16 protein-coding genes and 4 pseudogenes are annotated in these 21,645 nt (G+C 68.2%); 10 read left to right on the top strand and 10 right to left on the bottom strand.

What is annotated here, in order from left to right; all coding sequences use genetic code 11:
* Nucleotides 1-34 precede the first annotated feature (34 nt).
* Nucleotides 35-934: a HAMP domain-containing sensor histidine kinase gene (locus O3Q52_RS18065; protein ID WP_332112920.1), complete on the bottom strand. Its 900-nt coding sequence runs from the start codon at nucleotides 932-934 to the stop codon at nucleotides 35-37.
* Between the two features lie 39 nt (nucleotides 935-973).
* Nucleotides 974-1,063: pseudogene (locus O3Q52_RS54160) on the bottom strand (hypothetical protein); the annotation flags it as partial.
* Nucleotides 1,064-1,147: 84 nt separating this feature from the next.
* Here O3Q52_RS54160 and O3Q52_RS18060 point away from each other — a divergent pair.
* Both O3Q52_RS18060 and O3Q52_RS18055 read left to right on the top strand, forming a co-directional pair.
* A complete protein-coding gene (locus O3Q52_RS18060) occupies nucleotides 1,148-1,705 on the top strand; it encodes a hypothetical protein (protein WP_269649811.1) in 558 nt (185 codons plus the stop codon).
* The gene (locus O3Q52_RS18055) at nucleotides 1,702-1,914 is read left to right on the top strand and encodes a hypothetical protein (RefSeq protein ID WP_269649810.1); all 213 of its coding nucleotides are present in this window, start codon (nucleotides 1,702-1,704) and stop codon (nucleotides 1,912-1,914) included. Before O3Q52_RS18060 ends, O3Q52_RS18055 begins: the two co-directional genes overlap by 4 nt.
* Before the next feature lie 183 nt (nucleotides 1,915-2,097).
* Here O3Q52_RS18055 and O3Q52_RS18050 read toward each other — a convergent pair whose 3' ends face one another.
* Nucleotides 2,098-2,946, bottom strand: coding sequence for an expansin EXLX1 family cellulose-binding protein (locus tag O3Q52_RS18050; protein WP_269649809.1), 849 nt, complete (start codon nucleotides 2,944-2,946; stop codon nucleotides 2,098-2,100).
* Between the two features lie 1,057 nt (nucleotides 2,947-4,003).
* On the opposite strand from O3Q52_RS18050, the gene O3Q52_RS18045 reads away from it, so the two are divergent.
* Nucleotides 4,004-5,947 (top strand): alpha-L-fucosidase, encoded by a 1,944-nt coding sequence (locus O3Q52_RS18045; RefSeq protein ID WP_269649808.1) that lies wholly within the window; start codon nucleotides 4,004-4,006, stop codon nucleotides 5,945-5,947.
* A gap of 119 nt (nucleotides 5,948-6,066) precedes the next feature.
* Here O3Q52_RS18045 and O3Q52_RS18040 read toward each other — a convergent pair whose 3' ends face one another.
* Entirely contained in the window at nucleotides 6,067-6,789 is a 723-nt protein-coding gene (locus O3Q52_RS18040) for a FadR/GntR family transcriptional regulator (protein ID WP_269649807.1), read from the bottom strand.
* A gap of 428 nt (nucleotides 6,790-7,217) precedes the next feature.
* Nucleotides 7,218-9,290: pseudogene (locus tag O3Q52_RS18030) on the bottom strand (ricin-type beta-trefoil lectin domain protein); the annotation flags it as partial.
* Between the two features lie 108 nt (nucleotides 9,291-9,398).
* Between O3Q52_RS18030 and O3Q52_RS18025 the strand changes: the two are divergent.
* The gene (locus tag O3Q52_RS18025; RefSeq protein ID WP_269649806.1) at nucleotides 9,399-10,103 is read left to right on the top strand and encodes an LLM class flavin-dependent oxidoreductase; all 705 of its coding nucleotides are present in this window, start codon (nucleotides 9,399-9,401) and stop codon (nucleotides 10,101-10,103) included.
* 605 nt (nucleotides 10,104-10,708) lie between these two features.
* Here O3Q52_RS18025 and O3Q52_RS18020 read toward each other — a convergent pair.
* The 4 genes and pseudogenes from O3Q52_RS18020 to O3Q52_RS18005 all read right to left on the bottom strand — a co-directional run.
* Nucleotides 10,709-11,011, bottom strand: a complete 303-nt coding sequence (locus O3Q52_RS18020) for a putative quinol monooxygenase (protein ID WP_269649805.1) — start codon at nucleotides 11,009-11,011, stop codon at nucleotides 10,709-10,711.
* Nucleotides 11,008-11,307 carry a hypothetical protein gene (locus O3Q52_RS18015; RefSeq protein ID WP_269649804.1) on the bottom strand — a complete coding sequence of 100 codons (300 nt, stop codon included), beginning with the start codon at nucleotides 11,305-11,307 and terminating at the stop codon, nucleotides 11,008-11,010. Before O3Q52_RS18015 ends, O3Q52_RS18020 begins: the two co-directional genes overlap by 4 nt.
* Nucleotides 11,308-11,595 (bottom strand): hypothetical protein, encoded by a 288-nt coding sequence (locus tag O3Q52_RS18010; protein ID WP_269649803.1) that lies wholly within the window; start codon nucleotides 11,593-11,595, stop codon nucleotides 11,308-11,310.
* Between the two features lie 116 nt (nucleotides 11,596-11,711).
* A pseudogene (locus O3Q52_RS18005) lies at nucleotides 11,712-12,238 on the bottom strand (PfkB family carbohydrate kinase); the annotation flags it as partial.
* A gap of 247 nt (nucleotides 12,239-12,485) precedes the next feature.
* On the opposite strand from O3Q52_RS18005, the gene O3Q52_RS18000 reads away from it, so the two are divergent.
* From O3Q52_RS18000 to O3Q52_RS17975, 6 genes and pseudogenes are all read left to right on the top strand, one after another.
* A complete protein-coding gene (locus tag O3Q52_RS18000; protein WP_269649802.1) occupies nucleotides 12,486-13,502 on the top strand; it encodes a sugar ABC transporter substrate-binding protein in 1,017 nt (338 codons plus the stop codon).
* Nucleotides 13,503-13,677: 175 nt separating this feature from the next.
* Nucleotides 13,678-14,673, top strand: coding sequence for an ABC transporter permease (locus tag O3Q52_RS17995; protein ID WP_269649801.1), 996 nt, complete (start codon nucleotides 13,678-13,680; stop codon nucleotides 14,671-14,673).
* Nucleotides 14,670-15,506 carry an ATP-binding cassette domain-containing protein gene (locus tag O3Q52_RS17990; protein ID WP_269649800.1) on the top strand — a complete coding sequence of 279 codons (837 nt, stop codon included), beginning with the start codon at nucleotides 14,670-14,672 and terminating at the stop codon, nucleotides 15,504-15,506. Before O3Q52_RS17995 ends, O3Q52_RS17990 begins: the two co-directional genes overlap by 4 nt.
* Nucleotides 15,507-15,575: 69 nt before the next feature.
* The gene (locus tag O3Q52_RS17985) at nucleotides 15,576-16,607 is read left to right on the top strand and encodes a LacI family DNA-binding transcriptional regulator (protein ID WP_269649799.1); all 1,032 of its coding nucleotides are present in this window, start codon (nucleotides 15,576-15,578) and stop codon (nucleotides 16,605-16,607) included.
* A 567-nt stretch (nucleotides 16,608-17,174) separates the two neighbouring features.
* Nucleotides 17,175-18,251, top strand: coding sequence for an AI-2E family transporter (locus tag O3Q52_RS17980; protein WP_269649818.1), 1,077 nt, complete (start codon nucleotides 17,175-17,177; stop codon nucleotides 18,249-18,251).
* Between the two features lie 250 nt (nucleotides 18,252-18,501).
* Nucleotides 18,502-18,966: pseudogene (locus O3Q52_RS17975) on the top strand (RNA-guided endonuclease TnpB family protein); the annotation flags it as partial.
* Nucleotides 18,967-19,260: 294 nt separating this feature from the next.
* Here O3Q52_RS17975 and O3Q52_RS17970 read toward each other — a convergent pair.
* A partial coding sequence (locus tag O3Q52_RS17970; RefSeq protein ID WP_269649798.1) for an alpha/beta fold hydrolase occupies nucleotides 19,261-21,645 on the bottom strand: 2,385 nt, incomplete at its 5' end.

Below are 21,645 nucleotides of genomic sequence, written 5' to 3'. Positions count from 1 at the left end.
CTTCAGTAGTGGTGAGGAGTTGGCCAGGCAAAGGTCATCCACTGACGCCGACAGCCGTGGCGGGCGGCAACGGAGGGGTCCGTCCATCGCGGTGCGCCGTGGATGCGGCCGTGGACCGGTTCGGCAGAAGCAAACGGAATGTGCAGCCCGCCCCCGGCCGGGTGTCGAGCTCCAGACGCCCGCCATTGGCCTCCGCGGCACTGGAAGCGATCGCCAGTCCCAGACCGGAGCCGGCCGCAGCCCGCTGGGCGGAACCGGCGCGGTAGAAGCGTTCGAAAACTCTCCGTGCGTCCGACCCGGCGAGGCCGGTCCCGTCATCGGCCACCTCGACGGCACAGACAAGAGTCCCGTGGGCAAGTGGAGGATTGACACTGGTGCGGCCCTCTCCGTCCGTGCCCTGGCCGTTCGGGCGGATACGGAGGGTGCCGACGCGCACCCGGACGTGTGTCCCGGCCGGGGTGTGGACGCACGCGTTGGTGAGCAGATTGGACAGGATCTGAGTCAGCTGGTGCGGATCACCGAGGGCATCGACGACGTCCAGCTCGGCTTCATGGGGATCTCCCTCGGTGTCAGCGAGGGCGCCCAAGCCGATACTGCGGTCGGGGTGCTGCACGGCGACGGCAGCAATGCTGTCCGCGGCCAGAGACAGCAGGTCGACCGGCTGCCACTGCATCGCGGGCACGTCCCCCAGCTTGGCCAGCTGGGACAGGCTGTCCACGAGGCGGCTCATCCGTTCCGCGTTCCGCACGATCAGCTGCTGCGCCTCGTGGCGTCGTTCCGGACTCATCTCCGGTTCCTGCACGAGGAGTTCGGCGAAGCCCTGCAAGGAGGTGAGAGGCGTGCGCAGTTCATGACCGGCATCCGCCAGAAAGTGGCGCAATCGCTGCTCGGACGCCTCTGCACGGTGCAATGCGGTGCGCAGCCGGTCGAGCATGGTGTTCAAGGCACGGCTGAGGTGGCCGACCTCGGTGACCACATGCCGGTCCGGAACGCACAGCTCCAACTCGCCGTCGGCGATGCGCCGTGCGGTGCGCTCGACCCCGACCAGCGGACGTAGCCCCACTCGAGCGACATCCGCTTCTCTCCGGAGCCCGACCCCCTCTACCAGCGGCTGAGGTCCCTCGTCGGCGACAAGGACCACTGGGTGATGACGTCCAACGTGGACGCCCTATTCGCCCGCAACGGCTTCGCCGCCGACCGGGTCTTCACCCCGCAGGGCGACTACGGCCGCTACCAGTGCACCACCCCCTGCACCCCGACCACCTTCGACAGCCGCCCCCTCGTCGCACGGCTCCTCGCCGCGTACGACCCTGCCACCGGCGCCGTCGCCGGTCCCCTGCCCAGCTGTCCGAACTGCGGCGGCGAGGTCGAGATCAACGTCCGCATCGGCCCCGAGTTCGTCGACGCCCCCTACCTCCCCGCGGGGCGCCGCCTCCAGGACTGGCTCGGAACCGCTCCCGCCGGCACCCGCCTGCTCATCATCGAGTTCGGCGCCGGATTCAACACCCCTGGCGTCATCCGGTGGCCGGGTGAACACCTCACCCGCCGGATCCCCCACGCACGCCTCGTACGCGTCAATCCCACCCACCCCGAAACCCCCGCCGACCTCGCCGGCCGGACCTTGTCCGCCCGTGTCGGGGCCGACGACCTGCTCGACGCACTCACCGTGCCGCACCCGGCACCCGACCCTACGGTGGCACCATGAGCGACCCGGAGAAGAACAAGGTCACAGCTCAGGCGCTCTACGCCCCGATGTTCAACCAGTGCCGCCCCGCCGAGCATCCCCTGTACGACCTGCACACACACCACCCATCAGGCGTGTCGCCCCAGCATGCCCACAGCGACGGCCGGCCTCACGCCGCCCGTCGCCTTTGTGTCCGCTGCGGATCTCCCTGCACGATCTGCGAGCCCTGAAGCAGCTGTCCGGGGCCCGCCTGTCCTCCATACCGACCGCGGACCCCGGGGGCTGCAAGCGCCCCCGGCTCCACAGTGGTTCACCCTCTCCGGCAAAGCCGACGCCGTCCCCGGATCGGCCTTCGTGCCCGCACCGACGCCGATCGACCGCTGGCTCCAAAAGCGCCACTGTCGGCGGCAGAGTCAGTGCCGTGCGAACTGGACCCGTGTCGACTGCACAGTTTCCGGCCGCAGAGCGATCCCGTTGATGGTCAGCCGTTCTCCATATATGTCGGTGATCCTGATCGCGCCGCCGCATCCACTGCCGTTCTCGGAGAGGAAGTAGTTGTAGTCGGTGCGGGCCAGTTGGCGCCAGCCGCCGCTGGTGCGGACCTCCAGCCGAGCAAGCGGGTTGCGATGGCCGATTGCCTGGATGCCGCACCAGTAGGGACTGGATCCGTTCTTGTAGCGGATCGAGATCGTGCCCAATGTGTCGGGGCTCAACAAGCTCCAGGTGATGGCGATTCGGCCGGTGGAGGTGGGGGCCAGTTTGGCGAAGGCCTGTTCGCTGAGGTCGAGTTGTCCTGGTGCACAGGGCAGTGGGCATTCGTTGGTGATCCGGACGGTGACGGAGGCGCCGTTCGCCGCGCGGACGAGCACGTAGGCCCCGCAGGCTTTGGACTTCTCGTAGTCGGTGGTGTTCATTGCCGCGATCATCATGTCCTCGCTCGGCCCGTACGAGCAGGCGCCGTCCCCGACCCCGGCCTCGTAGACAGTGGCGACTCCCTGGTAAGTGCCCTTGGGGCGAATCCGCCCGGCCTGGGACGACGTGGCAGGAGCCTTCCGCGGGGCGGTCGATGACGGCGCCGCCGACGGGGTCGCGGATGCCTTCGGGCTCGTAGCTCCGTCCGACGGGGACCCGGAGACCGCGGACGGTGAGGGCGTGGAGGACTTCTTCCCCGGCGATGTCGGCGGGCGAGTCTCCTGGGAGTTGGCGACAGCCGTGGCCGGGGCCCGCCCGGCATGCTCCTGGCTGTCTGGCCGCATCGTCATGACCAGGCAGACGAGAAGACCTGTGAGGACCAGCCCAGTGGTAGTGCCCACCATCAGCCGGCGTCTGCGCCTGCGCTGCCGCGCGGCTTGGCGTGTCTCTTGCATGTTCATCCGTTCGGAAGAGCGTGTCAGTGTTGCCCCACTCAGTGGCCACAGGTGGCGAAAAGGTTGCCGCCGATATTTTGATCGGGTCGGTTCCTGGGACATGAGCAGTCGAACGGAAGTGCTGAGCACGGTCTCGGTGGCGCCCCCGCGGCCGACAGCTCGTAACCGCCGGGTTCGACGCGAGTGTTGGGGTCCCGCAACCGACGAGATCCCGACCAGATGCTCCCGCGCTCCCGCCCAAAGGGCCTCAATCTGGAGCGCGGTCTGCTTGCGCAGGTCACCGGCATCCGGGGCAGTGACCACCCGCCGGGTCGGCTGGGACGACTGTCGCGTTGCTCCCGTGCGACCCGGAGGGGCGGCCCCCGGGGCGCGCCACCCGGGGGGCCGCTCAGCAGACCTTGGTCATGTTCCACTGCTGCGGGGCGCCGCCATGTTGTCGTTGTCGAGATTCTCCGCCACCGCGCCAACGCGAGCCGTGCGGCACCCTGTTGGGGACTCCAGTCCGTTTGGACGCACCCCCGCCAATGACATGGTCATCGACCGCTCTGGGCCCAAACACGGATGCACGTAAGGAGATCCGAGACGCAGTCCCCAACTGTTGTGATGGCGAGCCTTGTTGGCGACGGCCGGGCATGGAGGTGAAGTCAAACATGCCATGTCTGGCCCTGAGAAGACTGCACAATATGCCTTATACCGCACAGACTTCCCTCCGCGATCGGCTTTTCATCCCTCCAAACGGTTGACAGTCCGGTGTTACATGCCCGAACTTCATGCGTAACACCTGGTGCTCGAGACGCGTGAGAGTCGCGGGCCCTGTGTGCCTTCTCCGTACCAAGGATGTCCTCATGCACTTTGGCGGGCATGCGCTGTCCTTTTCCCCGCAGCCGGAGAGGATTCGGCCCTCTTCTGAACAGTCCTACGGCGCCGAAGCTACACACATGGGAGTGAGAGCATGTCGCCAGGAAGCCTGTCTCGCCGTACGTTGCTCGGGGCCGCCGGCGCCGCTGCCGCCGCGACCGCGCTGCCCGTCGTCCCCGCCTTCTCGGGCCTGGTGTCCGAGGCGGTGGCCGCCGACCCCCAGACCAATCTGAACGACATGGTGGACATGCGGTTCGGCATGTTCAACCACTTCAACATGGGCACGTTCACCGACGAGGAGTGGGCCGCCCCGAACCAGAACCCCGCCCTCTTCGCCCCCACGGCCGTGGACTGTGCTCAGTGGGCGGCCGCCGCCGCGGCGTCGAAGATGAGCTACGGCGTGCTGACGACCAAGCACCACGACGGCTTCTGCCTCTGGCCGACCGCGTACAACGACTACAACGTCGCCAACAGCACCTACAAGCAGGACATCGTCGCCCAGTACGTCGACGCATTCCGGGCCAAGGGCCTGAAGGTGGGCCTGTACTTCTCGATCTGGGACCGCAGCTACAGCGTGCAGGCGTACGACACCCGGCACGGCGTCGCCGCCGACCAGACAATCCAGCCCGGTGATCTCACCTACATGCTGAACCAGATCACCGAACTGCTGACCGACTACGGCTCCATCGACATGTTCATCACCGATGGCTACGCATGGCAGATGGGCCAGCAGGCCGTCTCGTACCAGCGGATACGCGAGCACGTGAAATCGCTCCAGCCGGACATCGTCATGATCGACCACGGTGGGTTGTCGGTACCGTTCCTCGGCGACGCGATCTACTTCGAGGAGCCGCTGGGCATCACCTCGCCGGCCGGAAACACCTACGCCTCCATGCAGGGGCAGACGATCAGCAACGGGTGGTTCTGGCATCCGTCGACGCCGACCGAAGGCCTGATGAGCAAGGCGTCGATCCTGGCCCACCTGGCGGACCTGGAACCGAAGTACACCTCGTTCATCCTCAACTGCCCGCCCAACCGCAACGGCAAGCTGGATACCAACGTAGTCGCGCGGCTCACCGAGGTCGGGGCGGCATGGAGCCCCGACACTTCCAGGGCGCCCTTGCCGACGCAGATGCCACGCGCAGAGCACCCCGTGACTCCTGTCAGCGCCTACGCGACCGGATTCCATACCGGCGAGGGCCCGATGAACGCGATCGACGGGCTGAGCGACAAAGGCTTCGAGACCTGTTGGTCGACATGGGGACTGTCCCCGTCCCTGCCTCACTCGATCACGATCGACCTGGGCGGGGTGTGGAGCAACGTATCGACCCTGGAGTACCTGCCCAAGCAGTGGAACCGCAGCAACTCCACCGACGGCGACATCACTTCGTACACCATCTCCACGAGCGCCGACGGCACGGCCTTCACCCAGGTCGCCACCGGTTCCTGGACCGGCGACCGTGTCACCAAGGTGGCCGAGTGGAGCGCCAGGAATGTTGGTTTCTTAAGGATTCAGGCCACCTCCGGCACCGGCGGATACGTCAACGTGGGCGGCATCCGGATCGGCGGCAGAACCGCCGAGCCAACCCTGTTGTCACGTGTCCTGCCGGGCAACGCAACCGTCTATCGCCTGGTCAACCGCAACAGCGGCCAGGTGGCCGACGTGAGCGGGAACGGAACCACCAATGGCACCGGCATCCTCCAGTGGCCCTGGCTGAACCAGGCCAACCAGAAGTGGACCTTCACCTCCACCGGCGACGGCTACTACAAGATCAAGAGCGTCAGCAGTGGCAAACTCATGGAAGTGGCCGGCCTCTCGCGTGCGGACGGCGGCAAGGTGGGCATCTGGTCGGACGACAGCGTTTTCCAACAGCACTGGGCGGTGACGCCCACGGGTGACGGCTACTACTACCTCACCAACCGGCTCAGCGGACTGTCGCTCAACGTCGACGGCGCCTCCACCGCCAACGGCGCCGACATCGTGCAGGAGACGTACAACCGGGCCTCCCGGCAGGAGTGGCAGATCATCGCCGTGTGACACATCGATTCGATCACTCCATCGCAAGTCGACGTGCGATGAGCCGACGGGATTGAGGTCACTGACCACAGCCGGATCGGCGCCATCGGAAGAGGTCCGGCCGGGCAGCGTCCATCCCCTCACTTCCGCAAGGTCGTCCCGGAGAGCAGGGCTTCGCCTGAGCCCAGGTACGCCCTCAGCCAACGCTCGGTGTTGCTCACGTGCAGCAGTGCCGCGGCCTGGCTCAGGGCGGCGTCACGGGTGGACAGTGCGTCAAAAATCGCCTCGTGCTCTGCGAGGGTGCGACCTGCGGCCCGGGTGTCGACCAGACCGCGCCAGATGCGGGCACGCAGCGTGCGGCCGGAGATGGCCTCCAGGAGAGTGAGCAGCGTTTCGTTGCCCGTGGCCGAGACGACGGCGTGGTGGAAGGCCGCGTCGTGCGCGTTGAGCCGCTCGACGTCGTCGCGGGCCTCGCGCATGGCATCCAGGTGCTTCTTCACTTCGGTGAGCTGCTCATCGGAGATGCGGGTGGCGGCGAGCGCGGTGGCGACCGGTTCAAGAAGCCGGCGTGCCTCCATGAGGTCCTGCAGCGCGCCCGAGTCGCCCTGCATCAACTCCACCGCACCACCGAGCCCCTCCAGCAGTAGGCTCGGCTGCAGGCTGGTCACATACGTGCCGTCACCCCGTCGGACCTCCAGGACTCGCGCCACGGCCAACGCTTTGACCGCTTCACGGGCGAGGTTGCGGGACAGGCCCAGCTGTGCGGCCAGGTCCGGCTCAGGAGGAAGCTTCGAGCCCGGAGGAAGGGCACCGGTCCGGATCAGCTCACGGATCTGCTCGATGGCCTTGTCCGTCAAAGACAACGCGAACTCCTTCCGTGACCGTCTCAGCGGACACGTCCGACCCAATCAGGTTCTGAGCGCGAAGATCACCCCAGAGACCTTCCGGGACGTGCCGACGACGAAGTTCGACGTTCCTTGCCACCTGCTCGGGATTCCGCGTACCCAGGGTGACGTCGATGATAGTCGGATGTACGGAAGGCCATGGCTGCGGCCCGAAGCTCAGTGGAACGATGCCCGGGAAAACCACCTCCCGTTCGTCTTCCGCGGCACGCGGCCACCCGTTGCTGCTCGGGAATGCCCGCGTGCCGCGAAGTGCGATCCTTCGGTCACGGACGACATCCCGGCAACTGATCGCGCAGCGTCTTCGCCCCGCTCACGCCGGTGAGCGGGGCGAAGACATGGAGAAGGCCGCTGACTCACCGCACCGTGGCAGTTGGTCAGTCAGTTCGTCACGGCAGGGTCCATTTCTGGTTGGCGTTGGCGTGGCAGGTCCACAGATGGACCGCGGTTCCGTCGTTCCAGGTGCCGCCCGAGGCGTCCAGGCACTTGCCGGACTGCGGATTGCGGACCGTGCCGTCGGTCTGGGCCGCCCAGCTCTGCGCGCCTGAGCCGTTGCACGTCCAGAGCTGGATCCTCGTACCGTCCGCGGTGCCTCCTTCGGACACGTCCAGGCACTTGCCCAGCGCCCGCAGCGTGCCGTCACCGGGGACCGACCACTTCTGCGCCCCGGACCCGTTGCACGTCCAGATCTGCACCTTCGTACCGTCGGTGGTCTGGGCGTTGTCGATGTCCAGGCACTTGCCGTTCACGCCCTTCACCTCACCCGAGCGAGTGGTGCCGCCCGAGGTGGTGAAGGAGAACTCGCCCACGTCGAAGAGCGCGCCGCTGCCGCCCTTGAAGACGAGGTAGAGGGAGGTGGAGCCGCTGGGCTGGTTGCTCAGGCCGGCGGTCACGTCCTGGAAGGTCTCCCACCCGCCGGTCACCGGCACGGTCGCCGTGCCGAGCAGGGTGCCGGTCGTAGATCCGGCGCGGACCTCGATGGTGCCGCCCGCGCCCGCCGAGGAGACCCAGGCGGTGAACTGTGTCGCGTTGCCGAGGGCGTACGGCTGGAAGGAGATCCAGTCGCCGTTCTCGATGTTGCCGACGGTCTTCCCGCCGTGTGCGGGACCGTGGGAGATGACGTCGACACCGGCGGAGGCGCCGTAGTGCTCGCCCTGCCGGTGGCTGGGCTGGGCGACGTGCTGGTCGTGTGTGGTCAGCGCGGGCTGGCCGCCGGCGCCCTTGTCGGTGTACTCGGCGTCGATCACTCCGAAGATGTTGGCGTTGGGGTCGTGTTCGCCGTCCGCCAGGGTCTGGAGTGTGCCGTTGCATCCGGTGGTCGAGGTCTGCGGATGGCCGTGGCTGTCGTGTCCGACGATGAAGGTGACCTTCACCCTGGTGCAGTCGATCGTGCCGTCCTCGGGGTCGGTCACCGTCACCTTGAACGGGATGGCGTCGCCGAAGTCGTGGATGCTTCCGTCCGAGGGCAGGTCGAGCTTCACCGTGGGCGCGGTGTTCCCCACCGTGATCTGTAAGGAGGCGGTCGCGGACTTGCCGGTGGTGTCCGTGACCTTGAGCGTGGCCGTGTACTGGCCGTTGGCCGCGTAGGTGTGGGAGGGGTTGGCGGCGGTGGAGGTTGCGCCGTCGCCGAAGGTCCAGGCGTAGCTCAGGGCACCGCCGTCCGGGTCGGAGCTGCCGGCCGAGGAGAACGAGACGGCCAGGGGCGCCTTGCCCGAGGTGACATCGGCCTTCGCCTGCGCGGTCGGGGCGAGCCCGTCGGTGACGTGCTCGATGCGGTACAGGGCGGAGTTCTCGTCGCCGCTGAAGTAGCCGGTGCCGTAGTCGAGGACGTACAGGGCGCCGTCGGGGCCGAAGGCCGTGTCCATCACCTGGGTGCCGCTCCAGGGGAAGGGGTTGATGGACTGTACGGTGCCGTCGGTCCCGGACTCGATGCGCTTGATCCAGCGGCGGCCGAACTCCCCGGCGAAGTAGTCGCCGTCGTACTCCTGCGGGAACTTGACCTCGGAGGTTGAGGCGGCGTCGTAGCGGTAGACCGGGCCGCCCATCGGGGACTCCGAGCCGTTGCCGAACTCCGGTACGGATCCGCCGTCGTAGGGGATCCAGGCGGGCTGGACGGGAGGCAGGCCGGCGAGGCCGGTGTTGTTTGGTGAACTGTTCGTGGGCGCCGCGCAGTTGAAGGCGGCACCGGAGGCGCCGGTGGCGAAGTTGTAGTCGATGTAGGCGTCGTTGTCGCCGGTGCAGTACGGCCAGCCGAAGTTGCCGGCCTTGGTGATCCGGTTGAACTCCACCTGCCCGCCGGCTCCGCGCGTGGGGCTGGCGGTGCCGGCGTCAGGGCCGTAGTCGCCGAGATAGGCGATGCCTGTGGCCTTGTCGACGCTCATGCGGAAGGGGTTGCGGAAGCCCATCGCATAGATCTCGGGGCGGGTCTTCGCGGTTCCGGACGGGAAGAGGTTGCCGCTCGGGCTGCGGTCAGCACTCTGGCTGCCGCTCTTCGAGGACCTGGCCGACCCGCGGGTGGTTGCGCGTCTCGCCGCCGACGCGGAGGAAACCGGGTGGGACGGTTGCTTCGTATGGGATCAGCTGTGCTGGCGGGCGCCGGTCCGACGCCGGTCCGACAGGTCGCCGACCCGTGGAGCGCGCTGGCGGCGATCGCGACCGCGACCGAGCGGCTCCGGCTCGGCCCGATGGTGTCACCGCTTGCCCGTCGACGGCCGGCCAAGGTCGCGCGGGAGACCGCGACACTGGACCGGCTCAGCGACGCCCGCCTCACCCTCGGGGTCGGCCTCGGCAGTGACCGGTTCGCCGGCGAGCTGTCCAGGACCGGCGAGCAGCTCGACGACCGGCGGCGCGGGCAGATGCTCGACGAGTCCTTGGCGATCCTGGCCGCCTGGTCCGGCGAGCCGGTGCGCCACCGCGGCGAGCACTACACCGTCGACGACATCGCGTTCCTCCCGCGGCCGGTTCAGCGGCCCGGCGTGTCGGTGTGGGCCGCCGGATTCCCGGGCAACGCCAAGCCGATCCGCCGGGCCGCCCGGCTCGACGGCTTCTTCCCTGCAAATCTCGGGCACCCGGACCAGCTCGCCGAGGCCGTCGGCACCCTCACCGAACTGCGCCACGGCGAGATGGCCTCGTACGACATCGCCGTCGGTCTGCCGCTCGGTGTCGATCCCGAACCGTACGCGACGGCCGGCGCGACGTGGTGGCTGCCGGAATTCGAACCGGGGGTACGGCTCGACACCGTGCGCGGCGTACTTCGCGACGGCCCAGCGGCGTGATGACGCGGTCGCGTTGTTCGACTGCGACTCGGGGTTTGTCCTCACGAAGCACTTCACGTCAGCCTGAAGTTGGAACAGGCTCAATGGCTCTGCCGTGCCTTGATGCGCGAGCGCGGTGGCGCATTTCGCACTGTGCGGGCGAACGGAGCTTCCGTCACCGCAGCAGAACGGCGGGCCGCCCTCAGATGAAGAATTCTGCCGCCGACGAGGAGAGTCGGCGGCGGCATGCCGATCGCCGAAGCCCTCGCCGAGGACTGAGGCATCAGCGAGGACGGCACCCTCACCTGGCGCACAAAACGCGTAACGGAACCGGTGGCACCCAAGTCGGAGTGTTGGTCGGCTCCATCCGGGACTGGCCGTCCGACGGATGGAGCGAGCCCGTCAGAACACTAAGAACGGCGAGGAGTTCACGCTCCCCCTCGCGGCCGGGCCGTACAGGTTCGTCTGGCACGACCGCCCGGTGCGCTTCGTGCCCGTGGTCCGAGGAAGCTCTCGGCCCCACCTCACGGAGGAGGAACCGGAATGGGACTGAAGCCTCGCGAGCCGCGGAGCCGCTTCAACTGGTGTTACGAGAGCTGCTTCAAGTGGCCCATGTCAACAGCTCGCTACAGATTCGTGGCCAGCGGATCGAGGAACGTCAGCACGGAGGCGTCCTCCTCGATCAGCGGGGTGAGCGCGGCGTTGAAAGGGCCTCCGTACGGGGCGTTCAGGTGCGCCTGGAAGGCGTCCTCGTCCCGGTACACCTCGAAGATCCAGAAGCCACGCGGGTTGGCCGCCCTGGTGTAGACGTCGAAGGCGAGGTTGCCTTCTTCCTCGCGCACCGTCCGGGCGTAGTCCCCGATCAGGCGGGCGACTTCGGCCTCCGTTCCCTCGCGGGCGGTGAACTCGGCGAGCAGGGTCTTCTTCACGGTCTGGTGTCCTTGTCGGTCGTGGGTGGAGCGTCAGTCATGGGCGGAGTCCAGGGTGCCGTACAACGGCTTTTCCCGGCTTCACCGAGCCGTTCCCGGCGAAGACTTGCACGACCTGACCGGCGGGTGTTGAAGCCCACGTCGCCGGTGGCGCTGCGGACGACTTCGCCGGCGACGATCTGGCTGACGGACGTCTCCTGGGAGGCCGGCTGGACCAGCTTGCCGTCGACGCGGAGTTCCACGGCGGTCGGGTGGTACTCGCCCTTGTAGTACACGAGCCCGTTGGGGTCGTTCATTCAGTTCTTCTCCTGAGCGAAGTCGGGCTGGAGGCGGTAGGTCTCGGAGTGCGGCGAGGTGGCGGACGCCACGGCCTGCGGGCGAGAGATGCGGAGGACAGGGCGCAGAGCGTCGCCACCGCCACCGGTGGACGGGTGCGGACATGCCGGGATACACGTCCAGGTCTCATCAGGGGTCTCCTGTGCTGCGGCCGTACGCGCAGCGGTGTCTGCTGTCCCGGCGCAGACGGACCGAGAAGTGACGCCCTGGCCGGCGTCGTCGTCCACATCGCCCACCAAGGGTGTCATCGATGACATCGAGTGGGCCCGATAATGAGCGCACTCCGGCCAACGCGTCAACGGTTCGGCCGCAATTGCCCGGCGCCACCCACCCACCGGTCACGCGCCGCCGGCGTACGTGAGCTGCGCCAACTGGCGGGGGGCACCAGCAGCGGCCGGACGTTGGGATCGATGCTGATGGTGGCCCGCGGAGCGGCAGCATCCAGGAACTCCTCCACCACTGCCCCGCCGCGCTCACGGACCACCGCCGGCGACCCAGTGCGCACACGGGCCGTTCCGGACAGGTCGACCCTTGCCAGTTCCCCTGGAGTCACTGCCAGTCGGCCGTGTTCTGCGCGTGGAGGGAGAACGCGGCCTGCCCCTGTGCGTCCAGCTCCGCCACGCCCAGCGTGCTGGACTCGGCGGCGACGACGGCGTACGGCAGGTCGACGCCGGACGCCTCCAGGTGGGCCCGTAACAGTCGGCCGAACACATCGCCGGACAGGCGTGCGAGGAACTGGGCCGGTGTGTCCAGCCGGGTCAGGGCCACCGCCGTATTCGCAGGTCCGCAGCTGGGCAGCACCCGCAGGTCGAGCTCGTTCGAGGCATTCGCCGGTTCGGTGAAGGCGTCCCCGACGTGCTCCCCCGGGACGGTGATCTGACACGGGCTCATGGGCTGCTCTTCTCTCGGAAGGCGCGGGCAGAAACGGGCACGTCCCGGGCAGCCGCTGAAAGGCTTCGGGCAGGCGACGGATGCGGGCGTTGCCGATTTGTGACGGGTACAAGGCATTGACGTTGCCGGGGACCGGAGTCCATCATCCTCGCCATGCAGTGTCAACGATGACATAAGTCAACGATGACACCGAGGGACGGCATGCCCCGATGCCGGCCGATCGCCCGCAATCCCGCAGGAGTCGTTCATGTCACGCATCTCTCGTCTGCCCTCCTCCTTGCTCAGAGTCGCCGCCTGCACGGGTGTCGCAGCCCTCGCCCTGACCGCCTGTGGATCCGGATCCGGTTCGGGCACCGCGAGCTCCGGTTCGGACAGCGTCAAGGTCGGTCTGATCACCAAGACCGACACCAACCCGTTCTTCGTGAAGATGAAGGAGGGCGCGGAGAAGGCGGCCAAGGAGAACGGCGCCCAACTTTCCACTGCCGCGGGCAAGTTCGACGGAGACAACGCCGGACAGGTCACCGCCATCGAGAACATGGTCGCCGCCGGTGTGAAGGGCATCCTGATCACCCCGAGCGACTCCAAGGCCATCGTGCCCGCGATCGAGAAGGCCCGCGCCAAGGGTGTCCTGGTCATCGCCCTGGACACCCCGACCGAACCGGAGAGCGCGGTCGACGCCCTCTTCGCCACCGACAACCTCAAGGCCGGCGAGCTGATCGGCGAGTACGCCAAGGCCGCCATGAAGGGCAAGTCGGCGAAGATAGCCGCCCTCGACCTCGCGCCGGGCGTCTCCGTCGGCGTCCAGCGGCACAACGGTTTCCTGAAGGGCTTCGGCGCCACCGACAAGGACGTCGTGTGCGCCCAGGACACCGGCGGCGACCAGGCCAAGGGCCAGACCGCGATGGAGAACTGCCTCCAGAAGGAACCCGGCATCAATGTCGTCTACACCATCAACGAGCCCGCGGCCCTGGGCGCGTACACCGCTCTGAAGGCCAAGGGCCGGGAGAAGGACGTCCTGATCGTCTCCGTCGACGGCGGCTGCACCGGGACCAAGGCCGTCAAGGACGGCAGGATCGCCGCGACGTCGCAGCAGTACCCGCTGAAGATGGCCGCCGAGGGCGTCAAGGCTGTCGTGACGTTCGCCAAGGACGGCAAGAAGGCGTCCGGTTACACCGACACCGGCGTCACGCTGATCACCGACAAGGCGCAGGACGGGGTCACGTCCAAGGACACCGCGTACGGCCTGGAGAACTGCTGGGGCTGAGCCGCTCCCCAGGACCGTACGACGCCTCTCCCAGGACCGTACGACGCCGCCACTCCCCTCAGCGGGGCGGCCGGCCCGCCTCCCCGACCAGGGACGGCCGCCTCCCTTGTCCCGGCGGCGGGGACCTGTGCCCCGTCCGCCGACAAGGGCAACCGTCTTCCGACAAGGACTTCGTATGTCAGCCACGACCACGCCGTACTCGGAGCTCAAAGCACCGACCACGGTCCGCAGACTGCTCACGGCACCGACCACCGGCCCGCTGGTCGCCCTCCTCCTGGCCTGCGCCTTCTTCTCCCTCTCGACCGACCAGTTCCTCACCGGCGGGAACTTCTCCCTGATCGTGCAGCAGGTCATGGTCGTCGGCACCCTCGCCATCGGACAGACCCTGATCATCCTCACGGCGGGCATCGACCTGTCGTGCGGTGCCGTGATGGCTTTCGGCAGCATCGTGATCGCCAAGATGGCAGCCGAGGGCTCCCTGCCCCCGCTCGCCGCCATCGCTCTGGGCATAGCTGTCTGCGGCGGCTTCGGCCTGCTCAACGGACTGCTGGTGCAGAAGATCCCGCTGCCCCCGTTCATCGTCACGCTCGGCATGCTCAACGTGGCGTTCGCGCTGACCCACATCTACTCCGAGGAGCAGACCGTCAGCAGCCTGCCCGGCCCGCTGACGGCCCTCGGGCAGACCTTCCCGCTCGGCAACACCGACATCACCTACGGCTCACTGGTCACCATCGCCCTGTTCCTCCTCCTCGCGTACGCGCTGAGCAGCACCGGCTGGGGCCAGCACGTCTACGCGCTGGGCAACAGCCCGGAAGCGGCTCGGCTGAACGGCATCCGCACCTCCCGGCTGACCATCGGCGTCTACACCGTGGCCGGCCTGCTGTACGGCATCGCCGCCCTGCTGCTCATCTCCCGCACCGGCGTCGGCGACCCCCAGGCCGGCCAGACCGACAACCTCGACAGCATCACCGCCGTGGTGCTCGGCGGCACCAGCCTCTTCGGCGGCCGCGGCTCGGTCCTGGGCACCTTCATCGGCGTCCTCATCGTCGGCGTCTTCCGCAACGGCCTGCAGCTGATGGGCGTCGCCTCCATCTACCAGACCCTGATCACCGGCGTCCTGGTGATCCTCGCGGTGACCGTCGACCAGCTCTCCCGGAAGAAGGCCCGATGACCGCCACCTCCTCCCCCACGCCCGTGCTGCAGGCCCGCGGTCTGTTCAAGCGGTACGGCCAGGTCACCGCCATCGACGGCGCCGACTTCGACCTGCTCCCCGGCGAGGTCCTGGCCGTCATCGGCGACAACGGCGCCGGCAAGACCAGTCTGATCAAGGCTCTCACCGGCGCGGTGATCCCCGACGCGGGCGAGATACGGCTCAACGGGAAGCCCATCACCTTCTCCGGTCCGCAAAGTGCCCGCGCCCACGGCATCGAGACGGTGTATCAGGACCTCGCCGTGGCCGCCTCCATGGACATCGCCTCGAACGTGTTCCTCGGGCGCGAGCTGCGCCGTCCCGGCGTCCTCGGCAGTGTCTTCCGCATGCTGGACAAGAAGCGCATGCGCCAGGAGGCCGCCGAGCACATGGCCGACCTCAAGATCGGTCTGCGCTCGCTGACGCAGTCGGTGGAGACTCTCTCCGGCGGACAGCGGCAGGCCGTGGCGGTCGCCCGGTCCGTCGCCTGGGCCAGCAGTGTCGTCGTCATGGACGAACCCACCGCCGCCCTGGGCGTCAAGGAGTCCGGGCAGGTGCTGGACCTCATCCGCCGCGTCCGCGACAAGGGCATGCCGGTCGTCCTGATCAGCCACAACATGCCGCACGTCTTCGAGATAGCCGACCGGATCCACGTCCACCGTCTGGGCAGGCGCGCCGCCGTGATCAAGCCCTCCGACTACTCCATGGCGGAGGTCGTCGCCATCATGACCGGCGCACTCAGCATCGACGAGGCCGGAGATACTGTCGTAGCGGATTCCAAGGCCGCAAAAGCCGCCGGAGTCCAAGCCCACTGACTCAGCGCTCGCCGGTTCCGGCCGTCCATCGCGGCCGGAACCGGCGAGCCCACAAGAAACGGTCCCCCCATGGCAGCGACCCGCCGCCCCACCCTGGCCGACGTGGCCCGAGAAGTGGGCGTCAGCGCCAAAACGGTCTCCCGCGTCCTCAACGAGGACGGGCCCGCCTCGGCCCGGACCAGGGAACAGGTGCTCGCCGCCGTCGCCAAACTCGGCTTCCAGCCGAACCTCATGGCACGCAACATCCGAGTCGGTGGCCCCGACACCACAATCGGCCTGGTCATCCCCGACCTCGCCAACCCCTTCTTCGGAGCCGTGGCCCGCGCCATCGAGGACACCGTCATCGAACGCGGACTGACGCTGCTCATGGGCTCCTCCGCGGACGGCCCCGACCGCGAACGCGCCCTGACGGACAAGTTCCTGGCCCGCCGCGTCAGCATCCTGATCGTCGTGCCGTCCGTCGGCGCCGACCACTCCCACCTCAAGTCCCACCGTACGGCGGGACTGCCCGTGGTCTTCCTCGACCGACCCGGAGTCGGCCTCGCCACGGACAGCATCGTCAGCTCCAACCGCGCGGGAGCTCATGACGGCGTCGCCCACCTCGTCGCCCACGGCCACCGGCGCATCGGCTTCCTCGGCGACCTGCCCGTGAAGCTGTACACCCGCCGCGAGCGCCTGGCCGGGTACCGCTCGGCGCTGCAGGAGGCCGACATTCCCTACGACCGCTCGCTCGTCGCCAACGCCCACGACCAGCAAGGGGCCGAGGCCGCGACCGCCCAACTCCTCGGCCTGGCCGATCCCCCCACCGCCCTGTTCGCCGGCAACAACATCATGGCGCTGGGCATCGTCGCCGAACTGGCCCGCAGCAAGCGCAAGGACGTCGCCGTCGTCGCCTTCGACGACGTCTCACTCGCCGAGGCACTCGAACCGGCCCTGACCGTCGTCGCCCAGGACGCGGAGGAACTCGGCAGAGCAGCCGCGACCACCGCGCTGACCCGACTCGACGGCGACCGCACCCGCGCCCGCACCATCACCGTCCCCACCCGGCTGATCGTCCGCGGCTCGGGCGAACAATCCGCGCCCGGCACGCACGGAGCTTGACCGGGGCCACCTCCGTCCGCATGCGGGCGCGCCGTACGGTCTCGCCCGTAGGTGCGTGGAGGGCACGCATGTGGCACAGGCGGGACCAAGGTGCGGGACCGTCCCTCCGGGGGTGAGTGGTCACGTCCGCTTTGGGCCCGTACCGGGCGGAGAGTGAGCTCCGCCCGGTACGGGCTGTGGGCAGCGCGAGCCGTGCTCCGACTGCGCTGCTGATGACGGCCTCCGACACGCGGGGGATGTACGCGTGTCGGTGACCGAAGCGATCGCATCGGCCAAGCCGTCGAGCCGAGGGCTCAGCCGGCCATGACGATGGCCAACCCGCCGTTGAAGGCACGTCCAGGAACTCCGGGGCCGTGCCCGTCGTATCAGTACTTCCGACGGCTCAACGAGGGTTGCCCCACACGAAGTCACAAGACGACCGGCTCGGGCGCCTGCCGAATCAGGCGCCTGCCTGGAGCTCTGCCACACAAGAGCGCGAAGTGCCGGTGCCTCACCGACCGGTGGGTTCGACAGCCCAGGTCCTCCGGTCGGCAGCCGTGCCAATAGGGTGCCTCCGTGACTGCCACCATGAGTTCCACGAAGGCCCGTGCCGCGCTGCGCACATCGGCACGTTTTTCTGCGGAGTTGCTGCTGATATTCGCGATGCTCGCGGTGTCTCTATGGCTTCTGGGCCGGATGTGGTCGGTGGTGTGGCCGCTCGTCGTCGGCCTGCTGCTGACCACACTGACCTGGCCCCTGGCTCGTTTTCTGCGTCGTCACGGATGGAAGCCCGCCCTCGCCGCGTCGGCCGTGACCGTGCTGTCCCTCCTCGTCGCAGGTGGCGTCGTGGCACTGATCGCCATACCGGTGGCGTCCCAGTCCGGTGAGCTGACCGACGGCGTGGTCGAAGGCATCCAGAAGCTGCGTGACTGGGCCTCCGGGCCGCCGTTGAACATCGGCGACGACGACATCACCAAGGCCATGGACAGCGCGGTCGCCCGCGCTCAGGACGGCCTCGGCAGCATGGTCAGCACTGTGATCACGGGAGTGAGCACCATCGTCAACGGTCTGGTCACCGCCGTGCTGGCGCTCTTCCTGATGTTCTTCTTCCTCAAGGACGGCCCGCGCTTCCTGCCGTGGCTCGCCCGTCAACTGCCCGGCCGGCTCGCCACCGACATCCCCACCGTCGCCGCTCGTGGCTGGGCGACCCTGGGCTCCTTCGTACGTTCCCAGGCGGCCGTCGGCCTGCTCGACGCCGTTCTGATCGGCCTGGGCCTGTGGGTTGTGGGGGTGCCGCTGGTGCTCCCGCTGGCGGTGCTGACGTTCGTCTCCGCGTTCGTGCCGATCATCGGCGCCCTGTTCGCCGGCTTCGTCGCCGTCCTCATCGCGTTGGTCTTCAACGGTCTGACGGACGCGCTGATCGTGCTGGCCATCATCATCGTGGTGCAGCAGCTGGAGGGGAACGTGTTCCAGCCCATGATCCAGAGTCGGGGACTCGGCCTCCACGCGACCGTGATCCTGCTGGCGGTGACATTGGGCGGCAGTCTGGCCGGCATCGTGGGCAGTCTGCTCGCCGTACCGATCGCCGCGCTGATCGCGGTGGTGTGGAACTACGTGCGCGAGCAGCTCAGCGAGCCGTCACCGGAGCCGGTGCCCGAAGGGTGACCTGCCCGTCAGGCCGACGGCCGCGGCCGAGCGCGCGAACGGCCCCTCCCAGGTCACGGTGCTCCACCTCGCTTGCGAATCTGCAAGCGAAAGGAGTTTCCTCCCATCCCTGGTCTTGCGTGGTATCCCCGGCTACAGCGGGCGAGGGCATCCCCATCCTGGGCCTGGCGGCGTGTAGCGCCGGAGTTGGCTGCGTTGTCAGTGGCCTCCGCTAGGTTGATCACACATTGGGCGAAGGGGGGTGGGTCGGATGATTCGTGCGTACAAGTTCCTCATGCGGCCCACTGGGGGCCAGGCCGCTGTGCTCGCCGCGATGCCGGCCGATCACTGCTCGCTCTGCAACGCGGCGTTGCAGGAACGCCGGGACGCCTATCGCCATGCTTCGAGGACGAGCGTCAGGTACGGGCAGCAGTCGGCGCAGCTCAAGGAGATCAGGGCGCTCGATCCGGAGCGTCAGGGCCGCTGGTCGTTCAGCTCGCAGCAGGCCACCCTGCGTCGGCTGGACAAGGCGTTCCAGGCGTTCTTCCGCCGGGTCGAGGCTGGTGAGACGCCCGGGTATCCGCGTTTTCGTGGGGTGAACTGGTTCGACACGGTGGACTTTCCCAAGGACGGTGACGGCTGCCGCTGGGACTCCACTGCGCACACCCCCGTGACCCGTGTCCGTATCCAGGGCGTCGGGCACGTCAAGGCCCACCAGCACCGGCCCGTGGTCGGCGTCGGAGTCCGTGAGGAACACCCGCGCGGTGTCGGACGAGTACGTTGCCGGATCCGCGAAAATCGCGAGCGCCTCGGCGTGACCGTAGACGTTCCACAGACCCGCCTGCTCGTCGAACCGTACGATCTCCTGCGGCATTCGGCCGTGTAACCAGAAGCGGCTCTCGTCCACTCCCCACTTGGTGGCGAGGTCGGACATGGCGGTTCCCTTCTTTCGATGGTTCGTTGAACCGGTTCCGGAGGTCACTGTCACGAAACGGATGGTCCGTGCCCAGCGATAGCCGCGCCTTCCCTGTCACTCCTCCGCCAGCTTGCGGGTGATGACCTTCATGATCTGGCCCGCGGGCTTGGGCATGTGCAGGTCGTGGTGCGTGGCCTCCACGTCGTACTCCTCCAGGGAGCCGAGGACGTATGGCCGCCAGCCGGGCCCGTACGACGTCGTCTCCTCGGTCTTGTCCAACGTCGCGTTGAAATACAGCAGTTCGCCGCGGTAGACCGGTGATTCGAACGTGGCCATCCTGTTCAGGTTGTTGGCGCCGACGTTCGACATGTTCTCCAGGAAGCTGTCCAGGTTGTCGGTGCTCATCACCTCCCTGAGAACGTCCTCGACCGCCGCCCGGTACTCCGCCGCCGTCTTGCCGGCCACTTGCTTGAACCCGCTCTCCGGATCGGGGGTCGCCGGCTGGGTATCAAGGACGGCCAAGAGGGCGACCTCATGCCCACGCCGGTCAAGTGCCTCCGCGACGGCGTGCGCGACCGGACCGCCGAAAGACCAGCCGATCAGGTAGTACGGCCCTCCCGGCTGGGTCCTGAGAATCTGGGTGAGATAGTCGTCGACCATCTCCTGCACCGAGCCCGCCACTGGGTCCTTGCCGTTGGATCCGCGGGACTGCAGGGCGTAGGCAGGCCGGTCCAGGTGCGGCGCGAAGGTGAAGTACGGCCAGCCGAGGCCGCCGCCGCCGTGGAAGAACCACACCGGCGGCTTGCCCGTGCCGGGATCCCTGTTCAGCGGCAGCACGACCGCGAACGAGTCGGCGCGGTCGTCAGGAGTACCGCCGACAAGCCCCAGAGCGGCCAGATCGGCCACCGTGGGGTGCTCGGTGATCGCCCTGAGGGGTATGTCGACGCCGAACTGCTTGAGAATGCGGGCGCTGAGCCGGGTGGCGAGCAGGGAGTGTCCGCCGAGCTCGAAGAAGCTGTCGTCGATGCCTACCCGTTCCAGGCCCAGCAGCTCGCTGAAGAGGACACACAGCTTCTCTTCATGGGAGTTGCGCGGCCCTCGGCTGCTGACGGTGGTCGTGTGCTTCGACGGCAGCGTTCGCCGGTCCAGCTTCCCGGCCGGGTTCAGCGGAAGCTCCGAGAGCGGTACCCCCGTGGCCGGGACCATGTAGTCCGGCAGGTGCGTGCGGAGGTGTTGGCGGAGTTCCGCGAGCAGGGGGCCGACGGTCTTGGCGAGGGCGGGGTTGTTCGCCCGGGTCCGCGCGACCGCGGCGCTGGGGACGAATCCTCCGGAGACGGTCCGCTGCCCGGTTCGCTGTTCGGGGAGGAGGATCGCGTCGAAGTTGTGAGCGGTCTCGCCCGACCAGGTGATGACCGCGTCCCGGCCCTGCTGCCGTGCCCATGCGGCGAGGTCCTCCGGATCGACCGGCCCGCCGGAGCGGGTGTCCGCACGCAGCACGCCGGCGGCGGCCTCCTCCGCGAGCCGTGCGTTGGGTATCCCGGTCACGCGCACCGGGCCGCCGTCGGCCCGGTCCACGCAGCCGCCGAGGCCGGCCAGGTCGGACACCTCCCGGCCCCACGGCACAGTGGGCACACGGGTCAGGTCGAACATGTCGGTGGGTTGTTTGTGGAGGATGACTTCGTAGCGGTGCCGGGTCAACTCGTTGTGTGCCTGCCCCGCCTTCAGCCGGATGTCGACCCCGACGGGCCGGTCCGCCGCCCATTCGACGAACCACTCCGGGGCGACCACCAACTCCTGTTCGGCGAGCAGTGCCTGTTCCACCAACGCCCGCACTTCCTCGCGTGAGGCGTGAGGGTGTGCTGCCCGCTGTACCGCGGTTTGCAGAAGGCGCAGGGTTGAGGCGTTGCGGACGTCACCGACGATGACGCGGCCTCCGGGCGCGAGGAGTTCCATGGCCTGGCACAGGACTTGGTCCAGGTAGTCGGCGCCGGGGAAGTACTGCGCCACCGAGTTGAGGACAATGGTGTCGAACGCTTCCTTGGGCAGTCCGGAGACATCGTGGGCCGGTTGGACGCTCAGGTGGACGCGGTCACCGTGGCCGGCCTGCTCGGCCTGCGCCCGGACCCGGTCCACGACCGTCGCGGAGATGTCCGTGCCCCAGTACTCCTCGACCTCGCCGACGATCTTCGCGAGGAGCAGACCGGAACCCACACCGATCTCCAGCACCCGCCGCGGCCCGAACCGCAGCACCTGCGCCACCGCCGCGTCCCGCCACTCCCGCATCTGCCCCAGCGGAATCGGCTCACCTGAGTAGCTGGAGTTCCAGCCCCGGAAGTCCTCGCCCCACGGCCCCTCGCCTGGATCGGCATAACCTGCGTCGTGGACCTGGCGCCATTCGTCCACCTGAGCGCCGTCATCGGCCGCTGCGGCATTCGGGGCGGGCACCACATACACCACGAGGTGCCTGTCGCTCTTCTGGTCCTCGCGTGCCACGACCGC

Source organism: Streptomyces sp. ActVer (assembly GCF_027270795.1).
GTDB classification, from domain to species: domain Bacteria; phylum Actinomycetota; class Actinomycetes; order Streptomycetales; family Streptomycetaceae; genus Streptomyces; species Streptomyces umbrinus_A.
This window is presented reverse-complemented; position numbering and strand designations above follow the sequence as displayed.